Source organism: Rhodococcus sp. P4_C10, from assembly GCF_056402135.1.
Genome location: NZ_JBFUHZ010000012.1, coordinates 39,918 through 65,617 on the forward strand (window position 1 = coordinate 39,918; position 25,700 = coordinate 65,617).

Consider the following 25,700-nt stretch of genomic DNA (forward strand, 5'->3'; position numbering starts at 1 on the left):
GCACGGCGCAGACCGGTTGTGGGTGAGTATTCGGGCCTTGGATCAGACCCCGTGGATCGCGCGCCGGTTGTGTGCCGGCCTCGGTCTTCGCATCGGGTCCACCCATGCTGGCGGGGTGAACGACGGGAATCCGTCCGATTCGATCTGCACTGCCCAGTGGTTCTTGTGGATGATCGTGTGGTGCTTCTTGCAGAGCAGCACGAGGTTGGCCAGGGCGGTGGGTCCGCCCTTGGACCAGTGCCGAATGTGGTGGGCGTCGGTCCAGGCGGCGGGTCGGCCGCACCCGGGGAAGGCGCAGCCGCAGTCCCTGGCGACCAGGGCTTTGCGGAGTTTCGGGGAGATGATGCGGGTGGTTCGGCCGACGTCGAGGGGGTTGCCGTTCCGGTCGACGAAGATCGCGGTGACCGACGCGTCGCAGGAGATGCGGGCGGCGGTGGCGGCGGAGATGGGGCCGGCCCAGGGCATGGTGGCGTGGCGGCGTCGGCGGTAGTGCCGCGGCGGCCTGACGTCTGAACAGCCGTCGCAGCGTTGGCCGCCGACGGGTCCGGTTGCGTTGTCGGAGTGGTAGTCCCAGCCTGTTCCGGACCAGGCCCCGGTCGCGGGGGTCGGCGCGGTCGCGGCGACCGCGTCCTTGAGTGCGTCGACGTCGATGGTGACGGTGACGTGGGGTCGTTCGCCGCCTTCGAGCGGTCCGCGTGCGTTGTCGAGGTGTCCGCGGATGATCTGTTCGAGGGCGTCGGCGCGGCGCTTGGCTGCGGAGCGGTCGTCCCGGACGGGTTGCCCGTGCTCGTCGGTGCCCGGGTGCGGCTTGGACAGCCCGGACAACGCGGTCTGGAGGGCCTCGCCGGACTCGGCGTCGAAGCTGCCCTTCACGAGCACCCGCCCGCCCAGGGTGCTGGAGGCGTGGAACTCGTTCAGTTCGGGGTTCTCTGCGTCGGACGGTAGATCGCTGTCGCATTCGAAGAAGATCTCCATCTCGCGGGCCCGCTTGCGCAACTGTGCGGGGTCCTCGACGCGGGCGGCGATGAGCAGGTAGGCCTCGCAGTCGTCGGCCCGTCCGCTGTTCGGGTCCGGGTGCTCCCAGTCGGTCCCGTCGGGTGCCGGGTCGATGTCGAAGTCGCGGGTGAGTTTCGCGAGGCGGCCGAGGAAGTTGACGATCACCTGCACGTGACCGAGTTCGATCCATCCCTCGTCCAGCACCTCGGCCACCTGCGGGTGCAGGGGGATTTCTCGGGAGAGACGGACGATCTGCGCGGCGTGGGCGGGGTGCATCCGGGTGACGCCGGCGAGCCAGGCGGTGGTGTCCGCGGCGCCGACGTGTTCGGGCAGGCAGCGCTGGTCTGCCTCGTGGACGAGTCGGACGAGGAGCGCGTCGCGTCTGCGCATGTCCTGAACCAGCTCCGGCACCGCCGCAAGTATCTCGGTTTCGTCGAGTCGCCATGCCTCGACCCCGGCGGGGTCGGTGAGCATGGCGTCGAGTTTCATACATCGAATTCTACTCGCACGCGTATTCGATCACAATGATGTTTTGCCTGGTTAAGTGTACAAAAGGTGTGTGATGCCGATCGGTGAATCACTGGCCCACGATGATGTCGGTCGTTGGGAATATGGTCCTCCGCATGACGGGACCTTCCTGCTTGGACATGACGCGGGCCGCGTACGACACGGTCGCGGTGGACTATGCCGAGCTCGTTCGTGGCATGCTCGCGGACCAGCCGTTCGACCGGGCCATGCTGGCAACGTTTGCGGAGTTCGTGCACGACGCGGGCGACGGTCCCGTCGCGGACCTGGGATGCGGGCCGGGCCGGGTGACGGCGCACCTGCGGTCTCTGGGGCTCGGTGCGTTCGGTGTCGATCTCTCGCCCGAGATGGTCGCGGTGGCCCGCCGCGACCATCCGGAGCTTCGGTTCGATGTGGGCTCGATGACGGAGCTGGACCTGGAAGACGGTGTCCTCGCGGGAATTGTCGCGTGGTACTCGATCATCGACACTCCGCCGGAGCTGTTGCCGGCGGTCTTCGCCGCGTTCCACCGGACCCTGAGGCCCGGCGGCCACCTGGCGCTCGCATTCCAGGTCGGTGACGAACGCGTCCGGCTCGAGGAGGCGTACGGGCACACGGTGTCCTACGACGTGTATCGACTGTCGCCCGACCTGATCGTCGGGCTCCTTCGGGAGGCCGGCTTTGACGTGCATGCGCAGCTCCTGCGGCAGCCCACGCCTCCCGAGAAGCAACGCCAGGCATACCTGATGGCGCGCAAGCCCTCCGAGTAGTCGAACGGACACCGGACAATTGCGAGGCGGACGAAATTCAGCCAGCGCGCATCGCGGCACCGAGCCGCGCGGCGTAGTCGGCGGCCTCGACCTCGTCGGCGTACTTCGTTCGCGGCCAGAAGAAGCCGCGCAGGCCGTCACCCTTGGTTCGCGGCACCACGTGCACGTGCAGGTGCGGCACGCTCTGCGAGACCACGTTGTTCACGGCGACGAACGACCCCTGCGCGCCGAGTGTATCGACGACAGTCGACGAGAGGCGTTGCGCGACAGCGAAGAGCGGCGCGATCAGCTCGGCCGGGAGGTCCGCCAGGACCGCGACGTGCCGGCGCGGCACCAGCAACACGTGGCCCTTGAACACCGGCCGCCGGTCCAGGAAGGCGACCGTGTCGGCGTCCTCGAAGACGATGTGAGCCCGAGCGGCGTGCTCGACCACGCCACAGAAGACGCACTCGCCGCCCACCGGCTCAGGCCTCGGCCGCGAACTCTGCGAGCAGTGCGCCGGCCGGTGTTCGCAGCGATTCGACGTCGGTCCACCCCAGCACCCGCAGGCCCGCGTCGGCGAGCAGTTGGGGCGAGTCGGTCCCGATGCCCGGCTGGTCGCCGCCTATGTCGTCCCCCTCCACGTCGCCGCCTTCCATGTGCCCGGCCTCCGTGTCCCCGGCCTCCGTGTCCCCGGCCTCCGTGTCACTGCGTTCGTTGATCACGCTCTCGACGATGCGAAAGGGCAGGCCCGCGCGGGCGGTGTCGGCGGAGTCCAGCTGCCCCAGCACGGCCGCGGCGAGGGCGCCGTAGCGCCGGCGCAGCATCTGCCGCTCCCAGCGGAACTGGGCGAACCGCTCGGTGCGCAGTTCGGGCAGCAGGTACAGCGCACCGAGGTTCCACCGTCCGGACATCAGCTGCCCGGCGTCGAACAGGACCAGCGCATACAACCGGACCGCGGCCGGTTCGTCGCGCTCGGCGAGGCGCGAGGCCAGCCGCAGCGGGGCCGATACCGTCTTCTCCAGCAGCGCCACCAGGAGGTCGTCCTTGGTGGCGAAGTGGTGGTACAGCGAGGCCTGACGCATCCCGACCACCTCCGCGATCTGGCGCGTCGAGGTGGAGGAGAACCCCCGGGTGGTGAACAGTTCCGCCGCCGCGTCGAGGATCTCAGCCTGCGCGGTCCCGCCCGGCCGACGCTGCTTGGTCAGCCGTGGGCGGCCCGGTCCGGCGGTGGTCACGGCCTCATCCTGTCAGAGTCGGATCCCACGGCGGGGGACCCTGTGGGGGAGGATGTAACCGTGACGCGACACGGGTCCGCTGCCGGACCGCGGCGGGCCGAGCTGCTCGCCGCGTTGTCGCTCGCGATCGACCTCGGGTTGGGTCAGCCGATGGAGCACATGCTGCGCTCCTCGCTGATCGCGACCAGGCTTGCCGACCGTTGCGGGATGGACGCCCGGGCCCGCGGCGCGGTCTACTACGGGACCCTGATCGCCTGGATCGGTTGTCACGCGGATTCGCCCGAGATCGCGGCCGCGTTCGGCGACGACATCGGCTTCCGAGCCGACACCTACCACGTCGACCGCGCGGGCCTGCCCTTCCTGCGTCTGATGCTCGAACACACCGGTTCCGGACTGCCGCTGTGGGAGCGCACCATGCACCGGGCGGCGTTCGCGGTGACCGCCCGTTCGCGCATGTCGGAACTGATCAGCTCGCACTGCGCCTCGGCCGGGGCACTGGCCGACCGCGTGGGGTTGGGTGAGGACGTGGCCGCCGTGGTCGGCGCGATGTTCGAGCGTTGGGACGGTGCGGGGCTGCCGACCGGGGCGCGGGGACCGGACGTACCCGAGGTGGCCTGCATCGCGCAGGTGGCGGACGTGGCCGAGGTGCACCTGCGCGCGGGCGGCGTCGCGCAGGCGGTGGCCGTGGTGCAGGCGAGGGCGGGCCGGGCGTTCTGTCCGTCGGTCGCACAGACCTTCACCGAACACGCCGACGAGATTCTCGACGGCCTGCTCACCGGCGACGTGTGGACGGAGTCGCTCGCGCAGGCGCCGGACGGCGACCGGGAGCTGTCGGAGGCGGAGCTCGACGGGTTGCTCCGGGAGCTCGGCGCCTTCGTCGACCTCAAGTGCCCGGCGCTGGTCGGTCACGCCGCGGCGGTGGCCGACCTGGTCGCCGCAGCGGCCCGGCACGCCGGGATGGGGCCGGCCGATGCCGGCGTTCTCTACCGCGCCGGCCTGGTGCACGGTCTCGGCCGGATCGGCGTCTCGAACTCGGTCTGGGACAAGACCGGCCCGTTGACGGCCGCGGAGTTCGAACGGCTCCGGCTCTACCCCTACCTCACCGGACGGATCCTCGGTCGGGTCGTCGGTCTCGAACCGATCGTCGCGATCGCGGCCGCGCACCGCGAGCGGCTCGACGGGTCGGGATTCCCACGCGGGGTCCGCGGCGCCAACCTGTCGGTCTCCGACCGGCTGCTCGGGGCGGCCGAGGCGTACCAGGGCTGGCTGGAGCCCCGCCCGTACCGGCCGGCGATGGGGCCGGACCTGGCCGCGGACCGCTTGCGTGCGGAGGCACGGGAGGGACGCCTCGACGCCGAGGCGGTGGATGCGGTGCTCGCGGTGGCCGGCCATCGCATCGACCGGGCGCGTCCGTGGCCCGCGGGCCTGACCGACCGTGAGGTGGAGGTGCTACGGCTGCTGGCGTACGGCCGGTCAAACCGGGAGATCGCCACCGACCTGTCGATCGCGGCCAAGACGGCGCGCAATCACGTCGAGCACATCTACCTCAAACTCGGGGTGGGCAACCGGACGCAGGCCAGCCTGGCCGCGATCGACCACGGGCTGGTGCGTCCGCCGGTGCACGCTTCGTCCGACTGATGGGGCAGTTGCCCCATGCCGATCCGGGCGCGGCGGCGAAGAGTCGACACCATGACGAACAACGGAGGACGACCCAAGGCCGTGATCAGTCTGACGACCGGCCTCGAGGACGCGGAGAAGGTGACGGTGGCCTTCCTGGTCGCCGTCGGTGCGGCGGAGGACGGCCGCGAGACGCTGATGTTCCTGACGAAGGAGGCGGTACGCCTGGTCCTGCGCGGGACCCTGCAGGGCGTGGCCTGCGACGGATGCCCGCCGCTGCCCGAACTGGCCGCACGCTACGCGGCGGCGGGCGGCCGATACCTGGTCTGTCCCATCTGTTTCGACGCGAAGCATCTGGACAGCGAGGCGTTGGTCCCGAACGCGGAGGTGGGCGGCACCGTGGTGATGTGGAAGTGGATCGACACCGACCCGGTGGTCACCTTCAGTTACTGACGCGCCGTCAACTCAGCACGAGCGTGTCGAGCAGCACGTAGGCGGCGACGACGAACACCAGGTAGGCGAACCAGTGTTGGAGTCTGCGGGTGTCGACGCGGCTGCCGAACCGACCGGCGATCAGGGAGGCCGCGATCGCGGCGCCGGCGAAACCGATCGTGGTGGCGGGGTCGACCGTGACGCCGCCGCCCACCTGCGCGACGAGGCCGGCGGCGGAGTTCGCGACGATGACGAGCAGCGACGTTCCCACCGCGATCCGCATTTCGACACCCAGCATGAGTACCAGCGCGGGGACGATGAGAAATCCGCCGCCGACGCCGAAGAGCCCCGTCATCACACCGACGGCGAAGCCGGCCGGGATCGAGCGTGACGCACAGCGGCGCCAGTTGATGCCGGAGTTGCCCACCCTGCATGCGGTGCCGGTGTCACCGGTGTCGGCGAGCATGCGGGCGCCGGCCACGACCATGACCATGGCGAACCCGACCATCACGACGGTCTGCGGTAGCTGCCGTCCCAGGGCGCTGCCGAGGAAGGTTGCGGGGATACCGGCGGCGGCGAACACCGCCGCCAGCCGCCACTGCACGAGGTGCGCGCGGATCTTGGGGACGGCCCCGACGGCGGAGGCGGCGCCGACCACGATCAGCGAGATCGGGATCGCCTCGTCGAGGTCGAGGCCCAGGGCGAACACCAGCACCGGCACGGCGAGGATGGATCCGCCGCCGCCGAGGAGTCCGAGCAGGACGCCGATGGCTGCGCCGGCGGCGAGGGCCAGCGCGATCGTGAGCGTCATCTCGGTCAGCGACCGTTGATCCGCGGGATCCCGAGGCGCTGGAGCAGCAGGCTCATCGGGCACCAGCCCACCGCGCTGTAGAGCAGGAGGTTCGCGGCGACGAACGCGGTGAGAATCAGCCACCAGGCGGAGAACGCGAGTACCAGTGCCACGCTGAGCAGCACGACCGTGCCGCCCAGCAGCGGAACCACCCGTTCGATGGTCCAGCCGTGGTGTCGGGGGAGTGCTGTCATGACGGTCGGTGCCGTCCTTTCGATAGTTTGTGGATCAGGCGGAGACGGCGGCGCGTTCGGTCCAGGCGGCGTAGCCGCCGACCAGGTCGCTGACCTTCTCGAGGCCGTCGGCACGCAACATTGATGCGGCGACCGACGAGCGCCAGCCGCCGGCGCAGTGGACGACGATGGGCTTGTTCCGCGGCAGGTCCGCGAGGTGGGATCGCAGCTGCGCGAGGGGGATCGACCGGGCACCGTCGATGACGCCGAAGTCGCGTTCACCGGGGTTGCGGATGTCGATCAGCGTGACGGCGTCGGCGTCGAGGAGTTCCTCGAGCTCGACGGCCGTGGTGCGCGGCCCGGTGTGGACCAGGTCGGTGAGTGCGTCAGGGAAGGCGGCGTCGACGGTGAGATAGCCGACGGCGTTGTCGGACCCGATGCGCGCCAGGCGCATTGCCGCCTCCTGTTCCTCGCCGGGGTAGGTGACGAGCACGATGCGCTCGCCGATGTCGGCGACCATGCCGCCGGTCTCGGCGAACCGGCCGTCGAATCCGACGTTGACCGAGCCGCGCAGATGGCCGGCAGCGAAGGCGTCGGGGGTGCGGGCGTCGAGAACGCGGGTGCCGCTGGTCATCTCGGCCCGCAGGTCTTCCGCGGACAGCTCAGGGATGCGCCGATCCGGGTCGAGTAGGGCCCGATTCGACTTGTTCAGGGCCACGTCGGCGGCGAAGTACCCCGGCACCGCAGGCTGGCCGTCGGTGATCAGGGCGACGAACGCCGCTTCGCTCATCGGCTGCACCGACGGGTTGGTGCGTCGCTGTTCGCCGATGGTGGACGTCAGCTCGGACGAGAGGTTCTTGCCGCAGGACGACCCCGCCCCGTGGGCCGGCATGACGGTCACCGTGTCGGGCAAGGAAAGCAGCGTCTCGTGGATTGTGCGGTACATCGCCCGAGCGAGGTCGGTGTTGCTGCCGCCACCGAGATTGGCCAGGTCGGGGCGGCCGACATCGCCGATGAACAGCGAGTCGCCGGTCAGCACGGCGGCCGGCTCGGCATCGCGGTTCTCGCGGACCAGCAGACTGATCGACTCCCATGTGTGGCCGGGTGTGGAGAGGATCTCGATGTCCACGTCTCCCAGGGTCAGGTGCTCGCCGTGGCGCAGTCGGACGATCGGGTAGTCGGTGTCCGCGGCCTCGCCGAAGCCGATCCAGGCGCCGGTTGCCTCGACCAGTTCGAGGTGTCCGGAGACGAAGTCCGCATGGAAGTGCGTGTTGACGACGCCCTCGATGGTCAGGCCGTGTCGAGCGGCGTCCGAGAGGTACTCGGTGATGTCGCGACGCGGGTCGACCACGACGGCGCGGCCGGTGCTCTCGTCGCCGACGAGGTACGACGCGTGCGAGAGGCACTCGATGTAGTACTGCTCGAGGATCATCGGGACAACCTTCCTACTTCTCGGCATCCTTGCTTGCCCGGGTCAGCGGGGGTGATGAATACAGGGTGCCATATACCCCCATGGGTATGTCAAGTACCCCATGGGGTATCGGACATGGGTTGACTGTGGTGCGTCGAGGGAGGATGTCGAGCGGCGCGCCGAGGAAGCGGCAAGCGGTCGGACGTCCGACCGGCAAGGAAAATGGGTGCCGAGCCAGCCGGGTTGGCTTCGAGACGGTGGCGGCGGGCTCCGCGCATTCGATGTGCGCCTCGCGGGCGACATCCCAGAAACCGTGCATCTGCGGCGTCGGACATGCCGCCTTCCGGGATCGTGATCTCGCTGACTGTCAGGTTTGTCGTGGTGCGGGAGTGTGGGTTTCGTACATCCGGACCGCCACCACGGCACCGGATACCGCGGTGAGGGCCGCGACGGTCCAGACGGCGGCACGGACGCCGAGCGCATCGGCAACGATGCCGGCGAGCAGTGCGCCGACCGCGAAGCCGCCGTCGCGCCAGAGCCGGTAGGTCCCGACCGCCCGCGCCCGCCAGGCCGGGTGCGCGACGTCGCCGATCGCGGCAAGCAACGTCGGGTAGACCAGTGCGGTCCCGGCGCCGAGCATCACCGCGGCTACCGCCCACACCGCGAACGCATCGCCGAGCGCGATCAGTCCCAAAGCTGTGGCCTGGAGCCACATTCCGGAGGCGATCATCCACTTTCGCCCCCACCTGTCCGAGAGCGCGCCGGTGATCAGCTGACCGGCTCCCCACACCGCCGGGTACAACGCTGCCAGCAGGCCGATCTTTCCGACGGACAGTCCTGCGGCGGCGAACAGGATCGGGAACAGTCCCCAGGCGAGGCCGTCGTTGAGGTTGTTGACCAGTCCGGCCTGGCTCGCCGACGACAGCGCCGGCTCGCGGAAGCTCGTCTGGGTGAACACTTCACGATCGGTGAGGTCGGAGTGGAGGTGGTCGTGGCGGCCGTCTTCGCGTGCGACGTGCCCGGCGGCCTCGAGGCGGGCGTGTTCGCGGGTCTCGCGAACGGCGAGAGTTGACAGGCCGAGCCCGAGCGCGGCGAACGCGATGCCGAGCAGGAACGGTGCCGGGCGCAGCCCGTAGGACTCGGCCAGACTACCGGTGGCCAGGGCGGTGACCGCGACCGCGCCGTACCCGGCGGCCTCGTTCAGGCCCATCGCGAGGCCGCGGCGGGCGGGGCCGACGAGGTCGATCTTCATCACCACGGTGGTGGACCAGGTCAGTCCCTGGCTGATGCCGAGCAGCACGTTTGCGACGATGACCCACGACCACGACGGTGCCCAGATCAGCATCAGCGGGACGGGGATCGCGACGAGCCAGCCCGTCACGAGCACCGGTTTGCGGCCGAACCGGTCGGAGAGGGTCCCCGCGAAGTAGTTGGTGGCGGCCTTGGCGACACCGAAGACGAGGATGAATGAGAGCCCGGCGGTGTAAGCGCGCAGGCCGAACACCTGCTCGCCGAGCAGCGGCAGCACGGTCCGTTCCTGGCCGAGCATTCCGCCGACGAGGGCGTTCACCGCAACGAGCAGGGTGAACTGGGCGATGTTGGGGCCCAGTCCGAGCTGAAGCGGGCGGGTATCGGTGGTGCTCACGCCCCAGTCTCCAGGCGGCGGCCGGTGGCGCGGGCCCAGTCGTCCGGTCCGCCCTCGAGCACGGCGAGCCGGCGGTGGCCGGCTTGTTCGAGCAGGCTGGCCGCGCCCATCGCGCGTTCGCCGTGGCCGCACATCACCACCGTCGGCTCCTCGGAGAGTTCGCCGGCGCGCTCGGCTACGGCACCGAGTTCGATGTGGAATGCGCCGGGGAGGTGCCCGGAGAGGTATTCGGGTCGTTGACGGATGTCGAGGACCCGCACGTTCTCGAGCTGGTCGGGGCCGACGACGCGGGTCGACGCGACCTCCCGCTCGGCGGCGGTCCAGGCGTCGATGCCGCCGGCGAGCTCGCCGACAAGGTTGTCGTAGCCGATCTTGGCTGCCTGCCACACGATGTCGTCGGCGTCCTGATCGGGGTCGCGGACGATGATGAGGGGCCGATCGACGGGGGCGAGCCAGCCCAGCCAGCTGGCGAACACCGGCCGCAGTGGGATCGAGAGTGCGCCGGGGATGTGGGCGGCGGCGAAGCGGTCCAAGGGCCGCACGTCGACCAGCGCCGCGCCGTCGCCGAGATGGTGCCGCACCGCGTCCACGTCCAGCGAGGGCAGGGCGGGCGCGTGATCGAGCAGGGCGGGGCCGAGTCGGTTCAGCTCGCCCAGGCGCAGGAAGTAGGGCGGGTAGCTGCCGAGCGACCCGAGCAGCGTGGCGACGAAGGCGTCCTCGTCCGGGACGCCGAGCAACGGGTTGGTGGCGATCTCGGTGGCGATGGTGCTGGTGCGCTCCGCGCCCGGTGGTGCGGAGCAGAACGACCCGGCGCCGTGGGTGGGCCAGACCGCGACGTCGCCGGGTAGCGTGGCGAGGCGGTGCAGGGACGTGAACTGTTCGCGGGCCAGGGCCTCGGTGCGGTCGGGCGAGACGAGATCGGTGCGAGCGGCGGAGCCGACCAGCAGTGATCCGCCGGTGAACACGCCGACCTCGCGGTCGCCGTCGAGCAGCAGGAACGAGAGGTGTTCGTGGGTGTGGCCGGGGGTGCTCCAGGCGCGCAGCCGCAGCCCGCCGAGGTCGACTTCGTCGCCGTCGTGCAGTCCGGTGTGGGCGAATTCCCGATGTCCTGCGGCGGAGGCCAGGATCTGCGTTCCGAGTGTCGCGCCGAGTTGGTGTGCGCCGGAGAGGAAGTCGGCGTGCAGGTGCGTGTCGGCGGCGAACGCCACCGTCAGCCCCCGCTGCGCCGCGGCGGCGTGCACGGGGCGTAGGTCCCGGCTGACGTCGACGACCAGGGCGCGCCCGTCTCCCAGATCGACGAGGTAGGCGGAGTTGCCGAGCCCTTCGTCGATGATCGGCACAAGTTCGACGGCTGCCATTACGCACCCCTCGTCGATGCCCTGTTCATCTCGCCTCGTGATCGTGTTGGGAGAGGACACCCGGCAGGGCCAGGATCGCACCGACGACAAAGATTGTGGTCGCCAGGTAGATCGGGCCGAGGTGGCCGAGAGTGTCGAAGTGGTGGGGATAGTGGGCGGGCAGTGCGATCGCGAGCCCGACGACCGGTGCCGCGACGGCGGTGACCCACGCCCACAGCTCACGGCGCCGGACGCCGAACCAGGACAGTGCCGCGACGGCGAGCCCGGTGGCGGCGATGAACCCGGCCACCGCGATGTGCAAGTGGGAAACATACTCCGCGAGGGAGGGACTGAAGGCCTCGATCTGGTCCCGGTCCACGCTCACCTCGTGCGGTCCGATCCCCAGTTCGAGGTACGAGCCGGTGAAGTTGCGGATCAGGAACACGGCCGCATAGCCGACGAAGGCGATGCCGGCAATCGCCATCAGTGATGCACCGATACGTAGCTGCGAGGGGGCCTTGGCCGTCGAACCGTGAGTTGTCTTCGTAGTGGACATGACGTCCTCCAGAGCGAATCAAGAAATCACTTGAATTATTGAATGGAAGCGATATTCTGTCAAGACCAGGTATGAGGAGGGTGCGAGATCGTGACAGATCATCGAGCCGCGAAGGACGCGCTGTACGACGGGTTCGCTGTCGTTGCCAAGGCGCTGGGCAGCGGCAGGCGCGCCGAGATCATCGACGTGCTCGCGCAGGGTGAGCGCTCTGTCGAGGAGGTCGCGCTCGAGATCGGACAGAGTGTCGCCAACACCTCGCAGCACCTGCGTCAGCTCTCCCGTTCGGGGCTCACCCGGTCGAGGCGCAACGGGAATCGCGTGGTGTATTCGGTGGCGGGACCCCGGGTGGTCGAGCTGTGGACGGTATTGCGCGATGTCGCCGTCGACCACGTCGCGGAGGTCAAGGCTCTCGCCGAGGCCTACCTCGGGGATAGAACGGACCTCGAGCAGATCAGCCGCGACGACCTGGTCCGGCGACTGGGCATCGGCGACGTCCTCGTCTTGGATGTGCGACCGGAGGCCGAGTTCCACGCCGGGCACATTCGTGGCGCTCGGTCGGTTCCGCTGGCCGAACTCCGCCAGCGACTCGACGAGCTGCCACGCGACGTCGGGGTAGTCGCGTACTGCCGCGGTCCGTTCTGTGCCTACGCCGACGAGGCCGTGCGGGAGATGAGCCGGCACGGCATCGCGGCCGCTCGCCTCGAGGACGGTCTACCTGAATGGCGGAACGCTGGACTCGACGTCGAACGAGGATGAGTTAGGAGGTCGGACGATGCACAACAACCCACGATCTGTTGCTGAACGCACGCGCACGATCCCGCCGGGCGACGACGGAGTGGAACGGTTCGCGGGCTACGGCGTGATGGGGGCGCCATTCGCGAGCGGTCACTACCTCGCGATGCGACACTTCCCGGCCAGCTCCATCGGCGTCGGGTACGACTCGGTGTGGCATCGAGACCCGGCAGGAATCTGGGTCATTCACAGCAGCAACGCACCCGAGGCCAGCTGCGCCAGATACTTCGGCTCGGCGGTCGGGGAGGCACGAACGGCGGAGATCGCGGTGACGTGGACGGGCCCGTTCGCGTTTACGGTGACGGTGGACGACGCACTCGTGTGGGACCTCCAGCTGGGCAGGTCCGCCGCGACGGCCGCGATGACGAGCCTGGGCAGGCTGATGCCGGGGGCGCTGTGGCGCACCACGGCTGTGCTGTCCGCGATGGCGCGTATCGCCGGACCCGCATTGGGTGTCGGGCGGGTGGGGCTGACCGGCACAACCGCGAACGGTCAGCGGTTCCGGGCCAATCCTCGGATGCTGTGGAACATCGACCGGAGCCGCGCAACGATCGACGGCGTCGACCTCGGACCGCCCGGGCCGCTGCCCGAGCAGGCTCGCTTCGGAGACTTCTGGCTACCGCAACGGGGGATGTTCGTCGTGGGTGAGGCGTATTTCGAGCCCTACAACGCCACCTGACGTCAGTCGGCTCGCCTGATCTGGATCCACGACAACCTGCCTGGCGCGATGGGCACGGTACAAGCCGTCCGCGGCTCTGTCCAGTTCGGCAAGGAGCGCCTCCAGATCGCCGGCCGGCGGCGCGCTGACGTTCAGCTAACGTCGCGACACCAACGCACGCCGCAGCAGCGGGATCAACGGCCGAGGCGACGGTGCGCCGGTCCGGCGGAACGGGGCCGAGTCCCGGGAGGCGGCAACCCATTCCGTGGCCGTGACGTCGGAGAGGTCCAGACGGAACCCGGTGGACGCGGCGAGTTGGTGTAGCAGCAGGGTGCCGGTGCGGCCGTTGCCCTCGCGGAAGGGGTGCGCGTGGTTGTAGGTCGCGTAGACCGCGGCGAGCGCGTAGGCCAGGCGGCCCCGGTCGACGCGGGGCCAGTCGGTCACCGCGACGGCGATCTCGACTTCCCGCAGGTAGCGGCCGATCGCGGCCACCGGCGCGAAGGCGTCGCCGTTCTTCGACAGGTCCACGAACCGGGTCTGCCCGGCCCAGCCGAACACGTCGCCGAACACCTGCCCGTGGAGGCGCAGAATGTGCTCGGCATCCACCGAGCGCACCGGCGTCGCCGCCGCCAGGTGGGCCTGCAGCAGCCGGGCGGCGGTCGCGGGGAACTCGACCTCGCGCAGCTGTCCGCCGTCGCGGAAACCGAAGTTGTTGCGCAGCACCGACGTCCCGGTCACCAGGTACGGACGCGGCAGGGCGAGGCGGCGGCGTCCGGCGACGGGGAGCGCGGCGGCCTCCGACCGCCAGCGGGCCAGGCGGTCGGCGTGGCTGCCGTCGCCGGTGGCCAACGCCACCAGGTCGGCGACGTGCTCACGCCGGGGCCGCCAGCCCTCGAGCCGCTCCGCGGCGACGGTCTGCTCGACCGCGTGCGTCTGGCCGTCGGTGAGGTCCGCGAACAGCTCCGGCCACCGGGCCGCGGGACGCGGCGCCACCGGCGCGGTCATGTCGCCGGTCCCGCGTACGCGAGCTTGCGCTGCACGCCCGCGACCTCCCGGACCGCGTTCGCCAGCAGGCTGCGGTAGAGCGGGGTCAGCGTGGCGATGGCCAGCTCGTCGGTGACCGGCAACCCCTGCTCGAGCTGTTCGCACTGGTGCCGCAGCCGGATCTGTTGCAGCACGTCGAAGGACTCGGCCAGCACCCGGGCGTCGTCGTCGGGAAGCAGTCCGCTGCCCGACGCGGCCTGCAGCCGTGCGGTCGTGGACCCCGCGTCGGACCCGGTGGCCAGGCCCGCCCAGCGCGCGACGTTGACGATCGGCATCACGCCCTGCGACTTCAGGTCCACGGTCTCGGTTCGCCGGGTCAGGATCTGGCGCAGCGAATGGATCCGGGCCTTGTCCTCGACGGCCTCCCGCAGGAGCAGTCGCAGCGCCTGGGGGTTCGCCCGGGCCCGCTCCGCGACACCGGCGGCGAGGCCGAGTCGATCCGCGCCCCACACCACGCGGCTGTCGGCCAGCAGCGAGATCATCACGATCCCCTTGTCCTGGTACGGATCGGCGATCCAACCGTCCGTGGCGCGCAGCCACCCACCACTCGACCGGGCGAACCTGGGCCGCGCGGCGACGGCGCCCTTGTCGTCGGACGGGAAGCGGCAGCGGTCCAGCAGGTCGTGCACGCGTGCGGCGATCGCCATCAGGTCCTCGGCGCAGGCATCAGGGTCCTCGTCGGCCCAGGCCAGCGCGCTGTCCACGTCGGAGCCGGGCATGGCCTCGCGGCGCGCGACGCTGCCGAGCGAGAGCCAGGCGAACAGCGCCCCGCCGCCGTCGCGGTCCGCGGTCACGAGCTGCAGCGCCCGGGCCGCGGCCGCGTCGACGATCACCGACAGGATCGCGCTGACGTCCAGCGGGGCCACCCGCGCCCGCCACAGCCCCAGCACCAGGTCCGGGACGCGGGCGGCGGCCGCGACCAGTGCGTCCGGGTCGGCCGCCCGCGCGACCTCGCCGCGGAGCAGGAAACCGCTGCGGGTCGCGGTGGCGAGCAGGTCCACGTCCTCGAGCACACCGAGCAGTGCGCCGGAGGCCGACCGCACCGGCATGTGCCGGACGCCGAGTTCGAGCATGTCCATCAGCACGTCCGCGCCGAGCCGGTCGGCGGGCACGGTGCGGACCGGGGCGGTCATCGCCGCCGACACCGGGGTGGCGGTGGTCAGCCCGGCGGCCACCACCTTCCGGCGCAGGTCGCCGTCGGTGAAGATCCCGTGCGCGCCCTCGGCCAGGGGAATCAGGACGCAGCGTCGGCCGGCGCGGGTCATCAGTTCGGCGGCCTCGCGCGCCGACGTCTCGGGCGCGCAGGTGAGGGCGGGCCCGCGCAGGAGCTCGCCGGCCGGACGCATCGCCGGGTCACGAACGACGAGCGGAGCGACGCGCGGTGCACCGGCTTCGGTCATGGGGCCCATCCTCGCAGGGCTGGCCGGCGCCGCAAGCCTGCCGGGGGAGGCGGTGAGGAAGCCGCAATGTCGACGTAACGGATGACATTGAGCCGCAACGCAATGGCTACATCGCGAAACCGGGGGGACACCCGTGGGGAACGGGCGGCGGAAAAACTGTCAACCGACAGATACTCCGCCACCCGGGAGAGCACATGACGACCGTCGCATCACAGCCGAAGGACCAGAGTCATCCGGATTCCGACGAACTCGCGGAGTTCGGGTACGAGCAGCAGTTGCACCGCTCGCTCGGCAAGTTCGCCTCGTTCGCCGCCGGATTCTCGTTCGTCTCGATCCTGACCACGATCTTCCAGCTGTTCGGTCTGGGCTTCGGTTTCGCCGGGCCGGCGTTCTTCTGGACCTGGCCGGTGGTGTTCCTCGGCCAGTTCATGGTCGCGCTGTGCTTCGCCGAACTCGCGGCGCGGTACCCGATCTCGGGCGCGATCTACCAGTGGTCGCGGCGGATGGCGGGGGAGGTGATCGGCTGGTTCGCCGGCTGGTTCATGATCCTCGCGCAGATCGTCACCGCCTCCGCCGCCGCCATCGCCCTGCAGGTTGTGCTGCCGAACGTGTGGAGCGGCTTCCAGGTCATCGGCGACGACCCGTCGCTTCTGTCGTCGTCCGGGGCGGCCAACGCGGTGCTCCTCGGCTCGGTGCTGCTGGTGCTGACCACCGTCATCAACTGCATCGGCGTCAACTGGATGTCGCGGATCAACAACATCGGCGTCACCTGCGAGATCGTCGGTGTCATCGCGGTGATCGGCATGTTCTTCACCCACGCCCAGCGCGGGCCCGAGGTGGTGTTCGACACCGGTGCGGCCGGCGGGCAGCCCGGTTACATCTGGGCCTGGATCGTCTCCGGACTGATGGCCGCCTACGTGATGGTCGGGTTCGGATCCGCCGGCGAACTCGCCGAGGAGACTCGCAACCCGCGCCGCGTGGCACCCCGCACGATCCGTCTCGCGCTGTCGGTGTCCGCCCTCGGCGGCGGCCTGATGATCGTCGGGGCGCTGATGGCCGCGCCCAGCCTGACCGACGGCCGGCTCGCCACCGAAGGCCTTCCGTACGTGCTGAACTCGATCCTGTCCTCGCCGTGGGGGACGCTGCTGCTGATCGACGTCGCGATCGCGGTGTTCGTCTGCACCCTGGCGATCCAGACCGCGGCGTCGCGGCTGATGTTCTCGATGGCCCGCGACGGCCGGCTCCCCGCCTCGGCGACGCTCTCGAAGGTCAACCCGCGCACCGGAACCCCGATCGCGCCGTCCGTGCTCATCGGGCTGCTGTGCATCGCGGTCCTCGCCGTCAACGTCGGCAACTCGGCGATCTTCGCGACCCTGTCGAGTGTCTGCATCATCCTGATCTACCTGGCCTACCTGCTGGTCACAGTTCCGCTGCTGGTGCGGCGGCTGAAGGGCTGGCCGAACGGCGGACCGCAGGTGGACTCCGAAGGGAAGCCGCTGTTCTCGCTCGGCAGGTGGGCGCTCCCGGTCAACATCGCCGCCGTCGCCTACGGCGTCGCGATGGTGGTCAACCTCGCCTGGCCGCGCGCCGAGATCTTCAACCCCACGGGGGAGTACCCCGTCCTGCAGTGGGCCGGCCCGCTGACCGTCGTCGCGGTGATGGTCGTCGGAGCGCTCTGCTACCCGCGCGGCAAGGCCGTCCCGAACCCCGTCACGATTGGAGCCTGACAGTGTCCACCACCAGCACAGCGAACACCGTCGCCGTCAACGACACCGCCGTCGACGACATCGCGGTCAACGACACCGCCACCACCGCCGCCGCCCGCGACCACGCCCGCGCGCAGGCCGGGACGATCACCGACTCGATGCCGGTGCTGCCCGCGTCCGCCTGGCCGAACCCGCCCGCCGGCGTCGCCGTCGACCGGCTCACCTGGGCGGAAACCGTGCCCGGCGGCCGGTACACCTCCAAGGTGCTGGCCCGCGGAACCCGGCTCCGGCTGCGCGATCTCGACGGCGCCGCGTGCGCGAACCTGCTGCTCTACCGCGCCGACGCGACCCACGAACGACTGAACGTCGCCGACACCGTCAAGGTGCCGTGGCAGGCCTACCTCGGCGCCGGACACCCGTTGCTCTCCGACGCCGGCCGGGTGCTCGCCACCGTCGTCGCCGACACCTCCGGCCGGCACGACGCCTTCTGCGGCACCACGTCGCTGGCCGCCAACACCGCGAAGTACGGCGAGGGCAGCGCGCATTCGGGCGCACCCGCGGGCCGTGAACTGCTCACCCTCGCGGCCGCCAGGCACGGCCTGACCGCCCGCGACCTGCCGCCGGTGCTCACCTTCTTCCACGGCGTACGGGTGGAGTCCGACGGCGCACTCACCAGCGTCGGGACCGCCGGGGCCGGAACGGAACTCGAACTGCTGGTCCACCTGCCGGTGATCGTGCTGATCGCGAACACCGCGCACCCGCTCGACCCCGCACCGACCTACCCGACCACCTCGCTCGAGGTGCTCGCCTGGGCCGCCCCCGAGGACCTCGGCGCCGTGGTCGCCGGCGCCGGGGCGGGGGACGACCCGGAGTACCAGCGGGCCGTCCTCAACACCGAGGACGCCTGGAACGCCGCCGCACCGCAGTTCGGAAAGGACGCCAAATGACCTCCACCCGTACCGTTCCCGTACCCGGTTCGCTCGCCCTGGTTCCAGGGGAGGTGGTGCTCGACGAGATCGTCGGCGCCCGCGGGCCCTGGTCCGCGGTCGTCCGGTCCGGCGACGTCCTGACGATCGTCGACCTGCACGGCAACCAGGCCGTCGACACCCTGTTCTACGCCGCCGCCGACCACACCGTCCGCTACAGTGCCGCGGCCACGGTTGCGGCGCAGCGCAACCTGTTCCTCACCACCGGCAGCGTGCTGCGGTCCGACGACGGCACCGCCCTGATGACCCTGGTCGCGGACGAGGTGGGCAGCCACGACACCGTCGGCGGCGCCTGCTCGCAGGAGTCGAACACGCTGCGGTACGGGCACCACACCCGGCACCAGCACGCATGCGTGGAGAACTTCCTGATCGAGGGCGCCAAGTGGGGCCTGGGCAAGCGGGACCTGGTCTCCAACATCAACTTCTTCATGAACGTGCCGGTGGACGCGGACGGCACCCTCGGCATCGTGGACGGGCTGTCCGCGCCCGGCAAGCGACTGGCGGTGCGGGCGGAGGTCGACACCCTGGTCCTGGTGTCGAACTGCCCGCAGGTCAACAACCCCTGCAACGGATTCGACCCCACCGAGGTGCGGATGATCGTCACCCGGCCGGAGGCGTCGTGATGATCCCCGCCGGCGGAGACGGCCGCTGCAACACCGTCACCGTCCAGCGTCCGGGCATGCTCACCACCGTCCAGGACTGGCCCGGCCGCGTCGGCTACTGGCAGATCGGGGTGCCGCCGTCGGGTCCGATGGACGACCTGTCGTTCCGGCTCGGCAACGTCGCGCTCGGCAACGACGAGGGCGCCGCCGGACTCGAGTGCGCGATGGCCGGCCCCGCCCTGCGATTCGACGAGGCCACCACCGTCTGCGTCACCGGCGCCCCCGCGAGCGTCCGGGTCGACGGACTGCCGGTGCGGTCGTGGGCACCGGTGGAGGTGCCGGCGGGCGGGGTCCTGGACGTGGGCGCGGCGTCCGGGCCCGGCCTGCGGATCTACGTGCTGGTGCGCGGCGGCCTCACCGTGCCCGACTACCTCGGCAGCGGTGCGACGTTCACGCTCGGCAGGTTCGGCGGCCACGAGGGCCGGACGCTGCGCGAGGGTGACATCCTGCGCTGCGGCGAGGGGCATACGAACCCCGGTGCCGCGCAACCGGTTCCGATGGAACACCGCCCGGTCATCGGCGGACGCTGGGAGATCGCCGTCACCGAGGGCCCGCACGGGGCGCCGGAGTTCTTCACCCGCAAGGACATCGACACCCTGTACCGGACCGACTACCAGGTGCACTTCAACTCCGACCGCACCGGCGTCCGACTGGTCGGGCCGCAGCCGGACTGGGCCCGCGGCGACGGCGGCGAGGCCGGCCTGCACCCGTCGAACATCCACGACAACGCCTACTCCGTCGGCGCCCTCGACTTCACCGGGGACACCCCGATCCTGCTGGGCCCCGACGGCCCGAGCCTCGGCGGGTTCGTCTGCCCGGTCACCGTGGTCTCGGCCGAACGCTGGAAGCTCGGCCAGCTCAGCCCCGGCGACACGGTCCGATTCGTGCCGATCCGCGCGGAGCGCGCCGCCTCGAAACGCCAACTGGGACTGGGCCGGCGGGCCAGCCTGCCCGCCGTGTTCGGGGCGGGCGGCGACGGCGACGACGGGGTGATGGCCCGCCGCGACGGCGCCACCGCCGTCACCTACCGGCGCTCCGGCGACGACAACGTGCTCGTCGAGTACGGCGACATGACCCTCGACCTGGCGCTGCGGGCCCGGGCACACGCCCTGCACCAACGGCTCGACGCCGAGAAGCCCGCCGGCCTGCTGGACCTGACGCCCGGGATCCGGTCCCTGCAGGTGCGCGTCGACCCCGACGTGCTGCCGGTGCCCAAACTGATGGGCCTGCTGGCCGAGGCAGAGGACCAGCTGCCGGACCTGTCGGAGCTGGTGGTGCCCAGCAGGGAGGTCCGGATGCCACTGTCCTGGGACGACCCGTCCACCCGCGAGGCCATCAAGCGGTACATGAACGGCGTGCGCGCGGACGCCCCGTGGTGCCCCTGGAACATCGAGTTCATCAGGCGGATGAACGGACTGGTCTCGGTGGCCGACGTGTTCGACACCGTGTTCGGCGCGCAGTACCTGGTGCTCGGCCTCGGCGACGTCTACCTGGGCGCGCCGGTCGCCACGCCGCTCGACCCGCGGCACCGCCTGGTGACCACCAAGTACAACCCGGCGCGCACCTGGACGCCCGAGAACGCGGTCGGGATCGGCGGGGCCTACCTGTGCATCTACGGGATGGAGGGGCCGGGCGGCTACCAGTTCGTCGGCCGCACCACCCAGGTGTGGAACCACCGGCACCCGGAGCGGTCGGCTCCGTTCGAGGACGGCACGCCGTGGCTGCTGCGCTTCTTCGACCGGATCTCCTGGTACCCGGTCGAACCCGACGAGTTGCTCGAACTGCGCGCCGAGACCGCGGCGGGCGGGCCCGGCGGCGTCCAGATCACCGACGGCACCTTCTCGCTGGCCGAGCACGAACGGTTCGTCGGCGAGAACGCCGAGTCGATCGCCGGGTTCCGCGCCGACCAGGCCGCGGCGTTCGGCGCCGAGCGCGAGGCCTGGTCGGCGGCAGGGGAGTTCGCCCGCACCCCGTCGTCGAGCGCTCCTGGTGAGGTGGCGGCCTGACGGTGCGGGGCGAAATGTCCGGCTTGCGCGAGCGGGGTGAATGCCTGTTCACTCGGGGGTGAACGCTCATTCACCGCTGGCCCCTGGAGTACCCCGTGTCGACCCATTCGAAACAGGCGACGGGCCGGACGTCGAGCACCGTGCTGGTCACCGTGCTGTGCATGTCCGGCACCGTCGTCGCGTTGCAGCAGACCCTGATCATCCCGTTGCTCGCGGACTTTCCCGGGATCCTCGGCATCGACTACGCCAGCGCGTCCTGGCTGGTCACCGCGACGCTGCTGACCGCGGCGGTGGCGACACCGATCGTCTCGCGGCTGGCGGACATGTTCGGCAAGCGCCGGATGATGGTCGTCTCGCTGCTGACGATGGTGCTCGGGTCGATGATCGCCGCGGTGGGTGCCACGTTCCCGGCGATGCTCGTCGGCCGCGGCCTGCAGGGATTCGCGTCGGCGCTGGTGCCGGTGGGCATCGGCATCCTGCGCGACGAACTGCCCAAGTCGAAGGTCGCCGGTGCCACGGCGATGATGAGCGCGACCCTCGGCATCGGATCCGCGTTCGGGCTGCCGCTGTCCGGGCTGGCCTACGAGCACTTCGGCTGGCAGTCGATCTTCTGGCTGTCCGCGGCGTCGGGCGTGGCGCTGCTGATCGCGGTGCTCGCCGTCGTACCGGAGTCGCCGGTGCGCACCCCTGGTCGCTTCGACTACGGCGGCGCGGTGCTGCTGTCCGTGGCGCTGACCGCGCTGCTGCTGGGCATTTCCAAGGGCGGCACCTGGGGCTGGGCCAGTGAGCCGACGATCCTGGCGTTGGTGGTCTCGCTGGTCGCCTTCGCCGCGTGGTTCCCCTACGAGCTGCGGGTCAACCAGCCGATGGTGGACCTGCGCACCTCCGCACGCCGGCCGGTGCTGCTGACCAACATCAGTGCGCTGCTGGTCGGAATCTCCATGTACGCCAACATGCTGTCGACGACGCAACAGCTCGAGGTGAGCACCGTCACCGGGTACGGACACGGGATGACGGCGATGGTCGCCGGACTGTGCATGATGCCCGCCGGACTGATGATGGTCGCCGTCTCGCCCGTCGCGGGACGGCTGATCGGCAGGGTTGGCGCGAAGCGCACGCTGGTCCTCGGTGGCCTGGTGCTCGCCGTCGCGTACACGCTGCGCATCTTCCTCACCGGTTCGGTTCCGTTGATCGTCGCCGGCGCCATGCTGGTGACCACCGGCACCGCCATCGCCTACGCGTCGATGCCGATGCTGATCATGGGGTCGGTGCCGATCACCGAGACCGCGTCCGCGAACGGCCTCAACGCGCTGCTGCGCTCGGTCGGCACCTCGATCTCGAGCGCCGTCATCTCCGCGGTCCTCACCGCGGTCACCGTGGAGGTGGCCGGACAGGTGTTCCCCGCGCTCGGCGCGTTCAAGGTCATCTTCGCGATGGCCGCCGTCGCCGGTGTCGCGTCCGCACTCGTCGCCGCCTTCATCCCACGGCAGCAGCCGACGTCGGTTGTCGCCCCGATTCCGGCCGATGCTGTCGGTGCACCCGAGGAACTGGTCGTCACCGGATCCGTCCTCCATGCCGACCTGCAGCCCATTCGGCACGCGGTCGTGTCGGTGTTCCGCACGAGCGGCGAGCCGGTCGACTGGAGTCGCGCCGACAACACGGGTGAGTTCTCGGTGGTGCTGCCCGCGCCGGGTCCGTATCTGGTGGTCGCCAGCGCCGACGGGTGGGCGCCCCGGTCGCAGGTGCTCGAGTTCGACGAATCTCGCGCCCGCCAGAGCGTGGTGCTCGCCGAGCGGCTCCGGTTGCGCGGACGGGTGAGCGCGGGCACGCTGCCCGCGACGGCGGCCGTGGTGACCCTGGCCAAGACCACCGGGGAGTTCGTCGCGTCCACGCGTTGCGGCGACGACGGCCGGTACGAGTTGGCGCTGCCACCCACCGGCCGCTACCTGTTCACCGCGCTCGAGCCGGGCAGTCGGTGCACCAGCACCCGCCAGATCTTCGTGTTGGCGCAGTCGGCGACAATCGACGTCGACCTGGCCGAGGACCGGGAGGCGGTGCGAGCCCCGTGAGCGGAGCGACGACCCGGGACGCGGTGGTGGCCGCCGCGCGGGAACTGTTCGGCCGGCGCGGCTACACCGCGACCACGATCAAGGACATCGCCGCCCGGGCCGGGTGCTCGCCCGCGATGGTGATGAAACTGATGGGCAGCAAGGCCGCGCTGCTGGCCGCCGCGGACCCGTCCGAGCCGACCCTCGACGCGGGGGAGGGCGCCCGGGAGGCGGTGGGGTACGGGCTCGTTCGCCGTCTGGTCGAGCGACGCGACAGCGACGCACCCGACCCGTTGGCGACGGTGCTGCTGCTGATCCACGAGTCGGAGGACCGTGAGTCCGCCCGGGCCGACTACCAGCGCCGCTACGTCGCCGCCATCGCCGAGCGCATCGGCGACCGGTCCGACGCCCAGGTGCGCTCACACCTGGTGCTCGCCGCACTGCTGGGACTGGCGGGCGGGATACGGACGATGGGACTACTCGACCCCGACGTCATCGCCGGCGAGGAGCTGATCGAGCGATACGGGGCACTGGTTCAGGCGATCGTCGACGGGCCCGACGGCCCGGGGCCTGCGGCGACCCTCGACGGGTGACTGCGCGCCTGCCATTGTTGAGGTGTGACCCGAGGCGAGCATGGTCGACGAGCTCGACGACCGAACATCTTCGGCCCCACCTTGCCGAATGCCGGAAGCACGGCTCGCGACCACCTCGCGAACGAGCGAACCTACCTCGCATGGCATCGCACCGGCATCAGCGTCGCCGCGCTCGGTGTGGCGGTGGCGAAATTTGCTCCGGACCGTGGCGGCCACGCCGTCGCGGCCGGGTTCATCTTGATGGCCGCGGGACTCATGGTGTCCGCCTACGGCACGCTCCGGTACCGGTCCGTCACCCGGCAGATCGAGTCCGGGGAATTCGCACCCGCCACCTTCGCCGCGATCGCCACGACGACCATCGTCACCCTGCTGGCGCTCGTCGCCGTGGTGGTTCTGCTATGAACCGGGAACGGCGGCGACGCAGCGGAAGCCGATGTGGCTCATGCCGGTGTCGACCATCTGCGGCCGACGCGCCGCGGGACGGTACCGCCTGCAGTAGCTGTCGGCGCACAGGAACGAGCCACCCTTGATCACCTTGCGGGGCACCTGGAACTGGGGTTGGCGGCTGTCGAAGCTCTGCGACATGTCGGGCCCGCGCGGGTTTCTCGGCGCGCAGCACGACTCCGCGGTGTCGGGGTGCCGGTCCGAGTACCAGTCCGCGGTCCACTCCCACACGTTGCCGGCCATGTCGTACAGGCCGTACCCGTTCGACGCGAAGCTGCCGACGGCGGTCGTGGCGCCGTAGCCCGGCTCGGCACGCCACGGAAAGTCCCCGTGCCAATAGTTCGCCAGCGCAGTGGATTCGGGCTCGGGGTTCTCGCCCCAGGTGAAGTCGGTGTGGTCGAGGCCGCCCCGGGCGGCGGCCTCCCACTGCGCCTCGGTGGGCAGGGACCGCCCGGCCCACCGGGCGTAGGCCGCCGCATCCTCGTGGGCGACATGGACGACGGGATGTCGCTCGCGGCCGGTCGTGGTGGACGCCGGCCCGGTGGGGTGCTGCCAGGACGCGCCGACGGTCCAGGTCCACCACTGGCTGAGGTGACGGAGGTCGACCGGTCCCGGCGTCGGGGTGAACACCATCGACCCCGGTTGCAGGTTCTCCGCGGGCGCCCCGGGAAAGTCGGCGGGGTCGAGCGGGCGTTCGGCGACCGTGAGATACCCGGTGTCCCGGACGAATCGGGCGAACTGCTCGGTGGTGACCTGGTGGGTCTCGATGGCGAACGCGTCGACCGCCACCCGATGCGACGGGCCTTCTTCCCGGTAGTGCCGATCCGAGCCCATGGTGAAGGTCTGAGCGGGGATGTGACGGACCTCGGAGACGGTCTGGGTTTCCAACGAAGCCTTCCCTTCTTCCCTGATCAGGTGACGGCCGACGAGAAGACGTTGGTCCAGTCGTTCTTCATGCTTACCACGGTCCAGTCCTTCTCCCGTGCGTGATCGAGGGCCTGCTCGGCGCCTGCGACGTAGTCGAATTCGCGGTCGGCGTCGTCGTGCAGGATCAGCATCCGCAGGGCCGGGCGATCGGGCTGCCCGGAGAACGTGAGCATCGGCAGGTCGCCGTTGGAGTTGCCGACCGACAGGATCGGCCGCCGCCCGATCCTGCTCCAGATCCGGATCGGCTTCTCCGGTCCGTCGTCGAAGAAGTCCATCGCGGCCTTGTAGAGCAGGTCCGTCGCGTCCGCACCCTCGCGGTACGAGAGGCCGAGGGCGCTGCCTATGATGCGTTCCGGCGGCACCCCGTAGAGCCGGCCGGCGACCGGTCGCATGAAGTCGCGATCGCCGCCGGACGCGATGTAGTTCGCGAAGCCGTTCGCCTCGAGGTAGCGCAACAACTCGACCATCGGCACGTATCCGCAGCCGCGGTAGGGGCGGCCGAGCGTGGGGTGGTCCGCGCCGCCGAAGAAGGCCCGGACCCGAGCGTCGTAGTTCTCGACGGTCACCGAGTCGAATGCCTCGGTGACCGCGGCCATCAGCAGTTTCAGGTCGCCGTCGTCACCGTTGTAGTGCTTGACCATCGCCGCGCCGAGCCACTGGAGGTCGTGCTCGTGGGCCGCCTTCCAGGGTTGCTTCTGCTGGAGGGCGGGATCGGCCGCGGCCATCTCGGCGAAGCGCCGGACCGTGAAGTCGAGCTGGACGGGCATCGGCTTCTCGCACCAGAGCGTGCCGTCGTTGTCGAAGACGGCCACTCGGTTCGCGGGTTCGACGAAGTCCGGTCCGCCCGTGGTGGTGACCCGATCGACGAAGTCGACGATCGCCGACCGGGTCGCCCCGTCCGCCCAGGAACCCAGGTCGGTCCCCAC

At 70.6% G+C, this 25,700-nt stretch carries 25 protein-coding genes; 12 read left to right on the top strand and 13 right to left on the bottom strand.

What is annotated here, in order from left to right:
- Positions 1-42: 42 nt before the first annotated feature.
- Positions 43-1,485 (bottom strand): HNH endonuclease signature motif containing protein, encoded by a 1,443-nt coding sequence (locus tag AC1DWC_RS11010; RefSeq protein ID WP_477907965.1) that lies wholly within the window; start codon positions 1,483-1,485, stop codon positions 43-45.
- Positions 1,486-1,619: 134 nt separating this feature from the next.
- On the opposite strand from AC1DWC_RS11010, the gene AC1DWC_RS11015 reads away from it, so the two are divergent.
- Positions 1,620-2,270: a class I SAM-dependent DNA methyltransferase gene (locus tag AC1DWC_RS11015; protein ID WP_477907967.1), complete on the top strand. Its 651-nt coding sequence runs from the start codon at positions 1,620-1,622 to the stop codon at positions 2,268-2,270.
- A 37-nt stretch (positions 2,271-2,307) separates the two neighbouring features.
- Here AC1DWC_RS11015 and AC1DWC_RS11020 read toward each other — a convergent pair whose 3' ends face one another.
- Positions 2,308-2,730 (bottom strand): HIT family protein, encoded by a 423-nt coding sequence (locus tag AC1DWC_RS11020; RefSeq protein WP_477907969.1) that lies wholly within the window; start codon positions 2,728-2,730, stop codon positions 2,308-2,310.
- A 4-nt stretch (positions 2,731-2,734) separates the two neighbouring features.
- Positions 2,735-3,487, bottom strand: coding sequence for a TetR/AcrR family transcriptional regulator (locus AC1DWC_RS11025; RefSeq protein ID WP_477907971.1), 753 nt, complete (start codon positions 3,485-3,487; stop codon positions 2,735-2,737).
- Positions 3,488-3,637: 150 nt separating this feature from the next.
- On the opposite strand from AC1DWC_RS11025, the gene AC1DWC_RS11030 reads away from it, so the two are divergent.
- Together AC1DWC_RS11030 and AC1DWC_RS11035 are read left to right on the top strand one after the other, a co-directional pair.
- On the top strand, positions 3,638-5,125 hold the full coding sequence (locus AC1DWC_RS11030; RefSeq protein WP_477908079.1) for an HD domain-containing phosphohydrolase: 1,488 nt from the start codon (positions 3,638-3,640) through the stop codon (positions 5,123-5,125).
- Positions 5,126-5,176: 51 nt separating this feature from the next.
- Positions 5,177-5,557, top strand: coding sequence for a DsrE family protein (locus AC1DWC_RS11035; protein ID WP_477907973.1), 381 nt, complete (start codon positions 5,177-5,179; stop codon positions 5,555-5,557).
- A 7-nt stretch (positions 5,558-5,564) separates the two neighbouring features.
- On the opposite strand, the gene AC1DWC_RS11040 is transcribed toward AC1DWC_RS11035, so the two are convergent.
- From AC1DWC_RS11040 to AC1DWC_RS11065, 6 genes are all read right to left on the bottom strand, one after another.
- Positions 5,565-6,347 carry a sulfite exporter TauE/SafE family protein gene (locus tag AC1DWC_RS11040; RefSeq protein ID WP_477907975.1) on the bottom strand — a complete coding sequence of 261 codons (783 nt, stop codon included), beginning with the start codon at positions 6,345-6,347 and terminating at the stop codon, positions 5,565-5,567.
- Positions 6,348-6,352: 5 nt separating this feature from the next.
- On the bottom strand, positions 6,353-6,580 hold the full coding sequence (locus AC1DWC_RS11045; protein WP_477842849.1) for a YgaP family membrane protein: 228 nt from the start codon (positions 6,578-6,580) through the stop codon (positions 6,353-6,355).
- Positions 6,581-6,614: 34 nt separating this feature from the next.
- Positions 6,615-7,991: an MBL fold metallo-hydrolase gene (locus tag AC1DWC_RS11050; RefSeq protein ID WP_477907977.1), complete on the bottom strand. Its 1,377-nt coding sequence runs from the start codon at positions 7,989-7,991 to the stop codon at positions 6,615-6,617.
- A gap of 346 nt (positions 7,992-8,337) precedes the next feature.
- Positions 8,338-9,615 carry an MFS transporter gene (locus tag AC1DWC_RS11055; protein WP_477907979.1) on the bottom strand — a complete coding sequence of 426 codons (1,278 nt, stop codon included), beginning with the start codon at positions 9,613-9,615 and terminating at the stop codon, positions 8,338-8,340.
- Entirely contained in the window at positions 9,612-10,973 is a 1,362-nt protein-coding gene (locus tag AC1DWC_RS11060; protein ID WP_477907981.1) for an MBL fold metallo-hydrolase, read from the bottom strand. Before AC1DWC_RS11060 ends, AC1DWC_RS11055 begins: the two co-directional genes overlap by 4 nt.
- A 25-nt stretch (positions 10,974-10,998) precedes the next feature.
- A complete protein-coding gene (locus AC1DWC_RS11065) occupies positions 10,999-11,508 on the bottom strand; it encodes a hypothetical protein (protein WP_477907983.1) in 510 nt (169 codons plus the stop codon).
- A gap of 90 nt (positions 11,509-11,598) precedes the next feature.
- Here AC1DWC_RS11065 and AC1DWC_RS11070 point away from each other — a divergent pair, with 90 nt between their 5' ends.
- Together AC1DWC_RS11070 and AC1DWC_RS11075 are read left to right on the top strand one after the other, a co-directional pair.
- Complete coding sequence (locus AC1DWC_RS11070) at positions 11,599-12,264, top strand: ArsR/SmtB family transcription factor (protein WP_477907985.1); 666 nt, start codon at positions 11,599-11,601, stop codon at positions 12,262-12,264.
- Positions 12,265-12,280: 16 nt separating this feature from the next.
- Complete coding sequence (locus AC1DWC_RS11075) at positions 12,281-12,979, top strand: hypothetical protein (RefSeq protein WP_477907987.1); 699 nt, start codon at positions 12,281-12,283, stop codon at positions 12,977-12,979.
- A 135-nt stretch (positions 12,980-13,114) separates the two neighbouring features.
- On the opposite strand, the gene AC1DWC_RS11080 is transcribed toward AC1DWC_RS11075, so the two are convergent.
- Positions 13,115-13,963: a Fic/DOC family protein gene (locus tag AC1DWC_RS11080; RefSeq protein WP_477907989.1), complete on the bottom strand. Its 849-nt coding sequence runs from the start codon at positions 13,961-13,963 to the stop codon at positions 13,115-13,117.
- Entirely contained in the window at positions 13,960-15,402 is a 1,443-nt protein-coding gene (locus AC1DWC_RS11085) for a putative nucleotidyltransferase substrate binding domain-containing protein (RefSeq protein ID WP_477907991.1), read from the bottom strand. The genes AC1DWC_RS11080 and AC1DWC_RS11085 overlap by 4 nt, the downstream gene beginning before the upstream one ends.
- A 194-nt stretch (positions 15,403-15,596) precedes the next feature.
- Between AC1DWC_RS11085 and AC1DWC_RS11090 the strand changes: the two genes are divergently transcribed.
- From AC1DWC_RS11090 to AC1DWC_RS11120, 7 genes are all read left to right on the top strand, one after another.
- Positions 15,597-17,129, top strand: coding sequence for an amino acid permease (locus tag AC1DWC_RS11090; protein ID WP_477907993.1), 1,533 nt, complete (start codon positions 15,597-15,599; stop codon positions 17,127-17,129).
- Between the two features lie 59 nt (positions 17,130-17,188).
- Entirely contained in the window at positions 17,189-18,055 is an 867-nt protein-coding gene (locus AC1DWC_RS11095) for an urea amidolyase associated protein UAAP1 (RefSeq protein ID WP_477908081.1), read from the top strand.
- On the top strand, positions 18,052-18,717 hold the full coding sequence (locus tag AC1DWC_RS11100; protein ID WP_477907995.1) for an urea amidolyase associated protein UAAP2: 666 nt from the start codon (positions 18,052-18,054) through the stop codon (positions 18,715-18,717). Before AC1DWC_RS11095 ends, AC1DWC_RS11100 begins: the two co-directional genes overlap by 4 nt.
- Positions 18,717-20,762 carry a 5-oxoprolinase/urea amidolyase family protein gene (locus AC1DWC_RS11105; RefSeq protein ID WP_477908083.1) on the top strand — a complete coding sequence of 682 codons (2,046 nt, stop codon included), beginning with the start codon at positions 18,717-18,719 and terminating at the stop codon, positions 20,760-20,762. Before AC1DWC_RS11100 ends, AC1DWC_RS11105 begins: the two co-directional genes overlap by 1 nt.
- 95 nt (positions 20,763-20,857) lie before the next feature.
- Complete coding sequence (locus AC1DWC_RS11110; protein WP_477907997.1) at positions 20,858-22,831, top strand: MFS transporter; 1,974 nt, start codon at positions 20,858-20,860, stop codon at positions 22,829-22,831.
- Positions 22,828-23,403 (top strand): TetR/AcrR family transcriptional regulator, encoded by a 576-nt coding sequence (locus AC1DWC_RS11115; RefSeq protein ID WP_477907999.1) that lies wholly within the window; start codon positions 22,828-22,830, stop codon positions 23,401-23,403. The genes AC1DWC_RS11110 and AC1DWC_RS11115 overlap by 4 nt, the downstream gene beginning before the upstream one ends.
- Positions 23,404-23,484: 81 nt before the next feature.
- A complete protein-coding gene (locus AC1DWC_RS11120; RefSeq protein ID WP_477908001.1) occupies positions 23,485-23,805 on the top strand; it encodes a YidH family protein in 321 nt (106 codons plus the stop codon).
- Here AC1DWC_RS11120 and AC1DWC_RS11125 read toward each other — a convergent pair.
- Positions 23,800-24,735, bottom strand: a complete 936-nt coding sequence (locus AC1DWC_RS11125) for a formylglycine-generating enzyme family protein (protein WP_477908003.1) — start codon at positions 24,733-24,735, stop codon at positions 23,800-23,802. The genes AC1DWC_RS11120 and AC1DWC_RS11125 overlap by 6 nt on opposite strands.
- 23 nt (positions 24,736-24,758) lie before the next feature.
- On the bottom strand, positions 24,759-25,700 hold the full coding sequence (locus AC1DWC_RS11130) for an HAD family hydrolase (protein WP_477908005.1): 942 nt from the start codon (positions 25,698-25,700) through the stop codon (positions 24,759-24,761).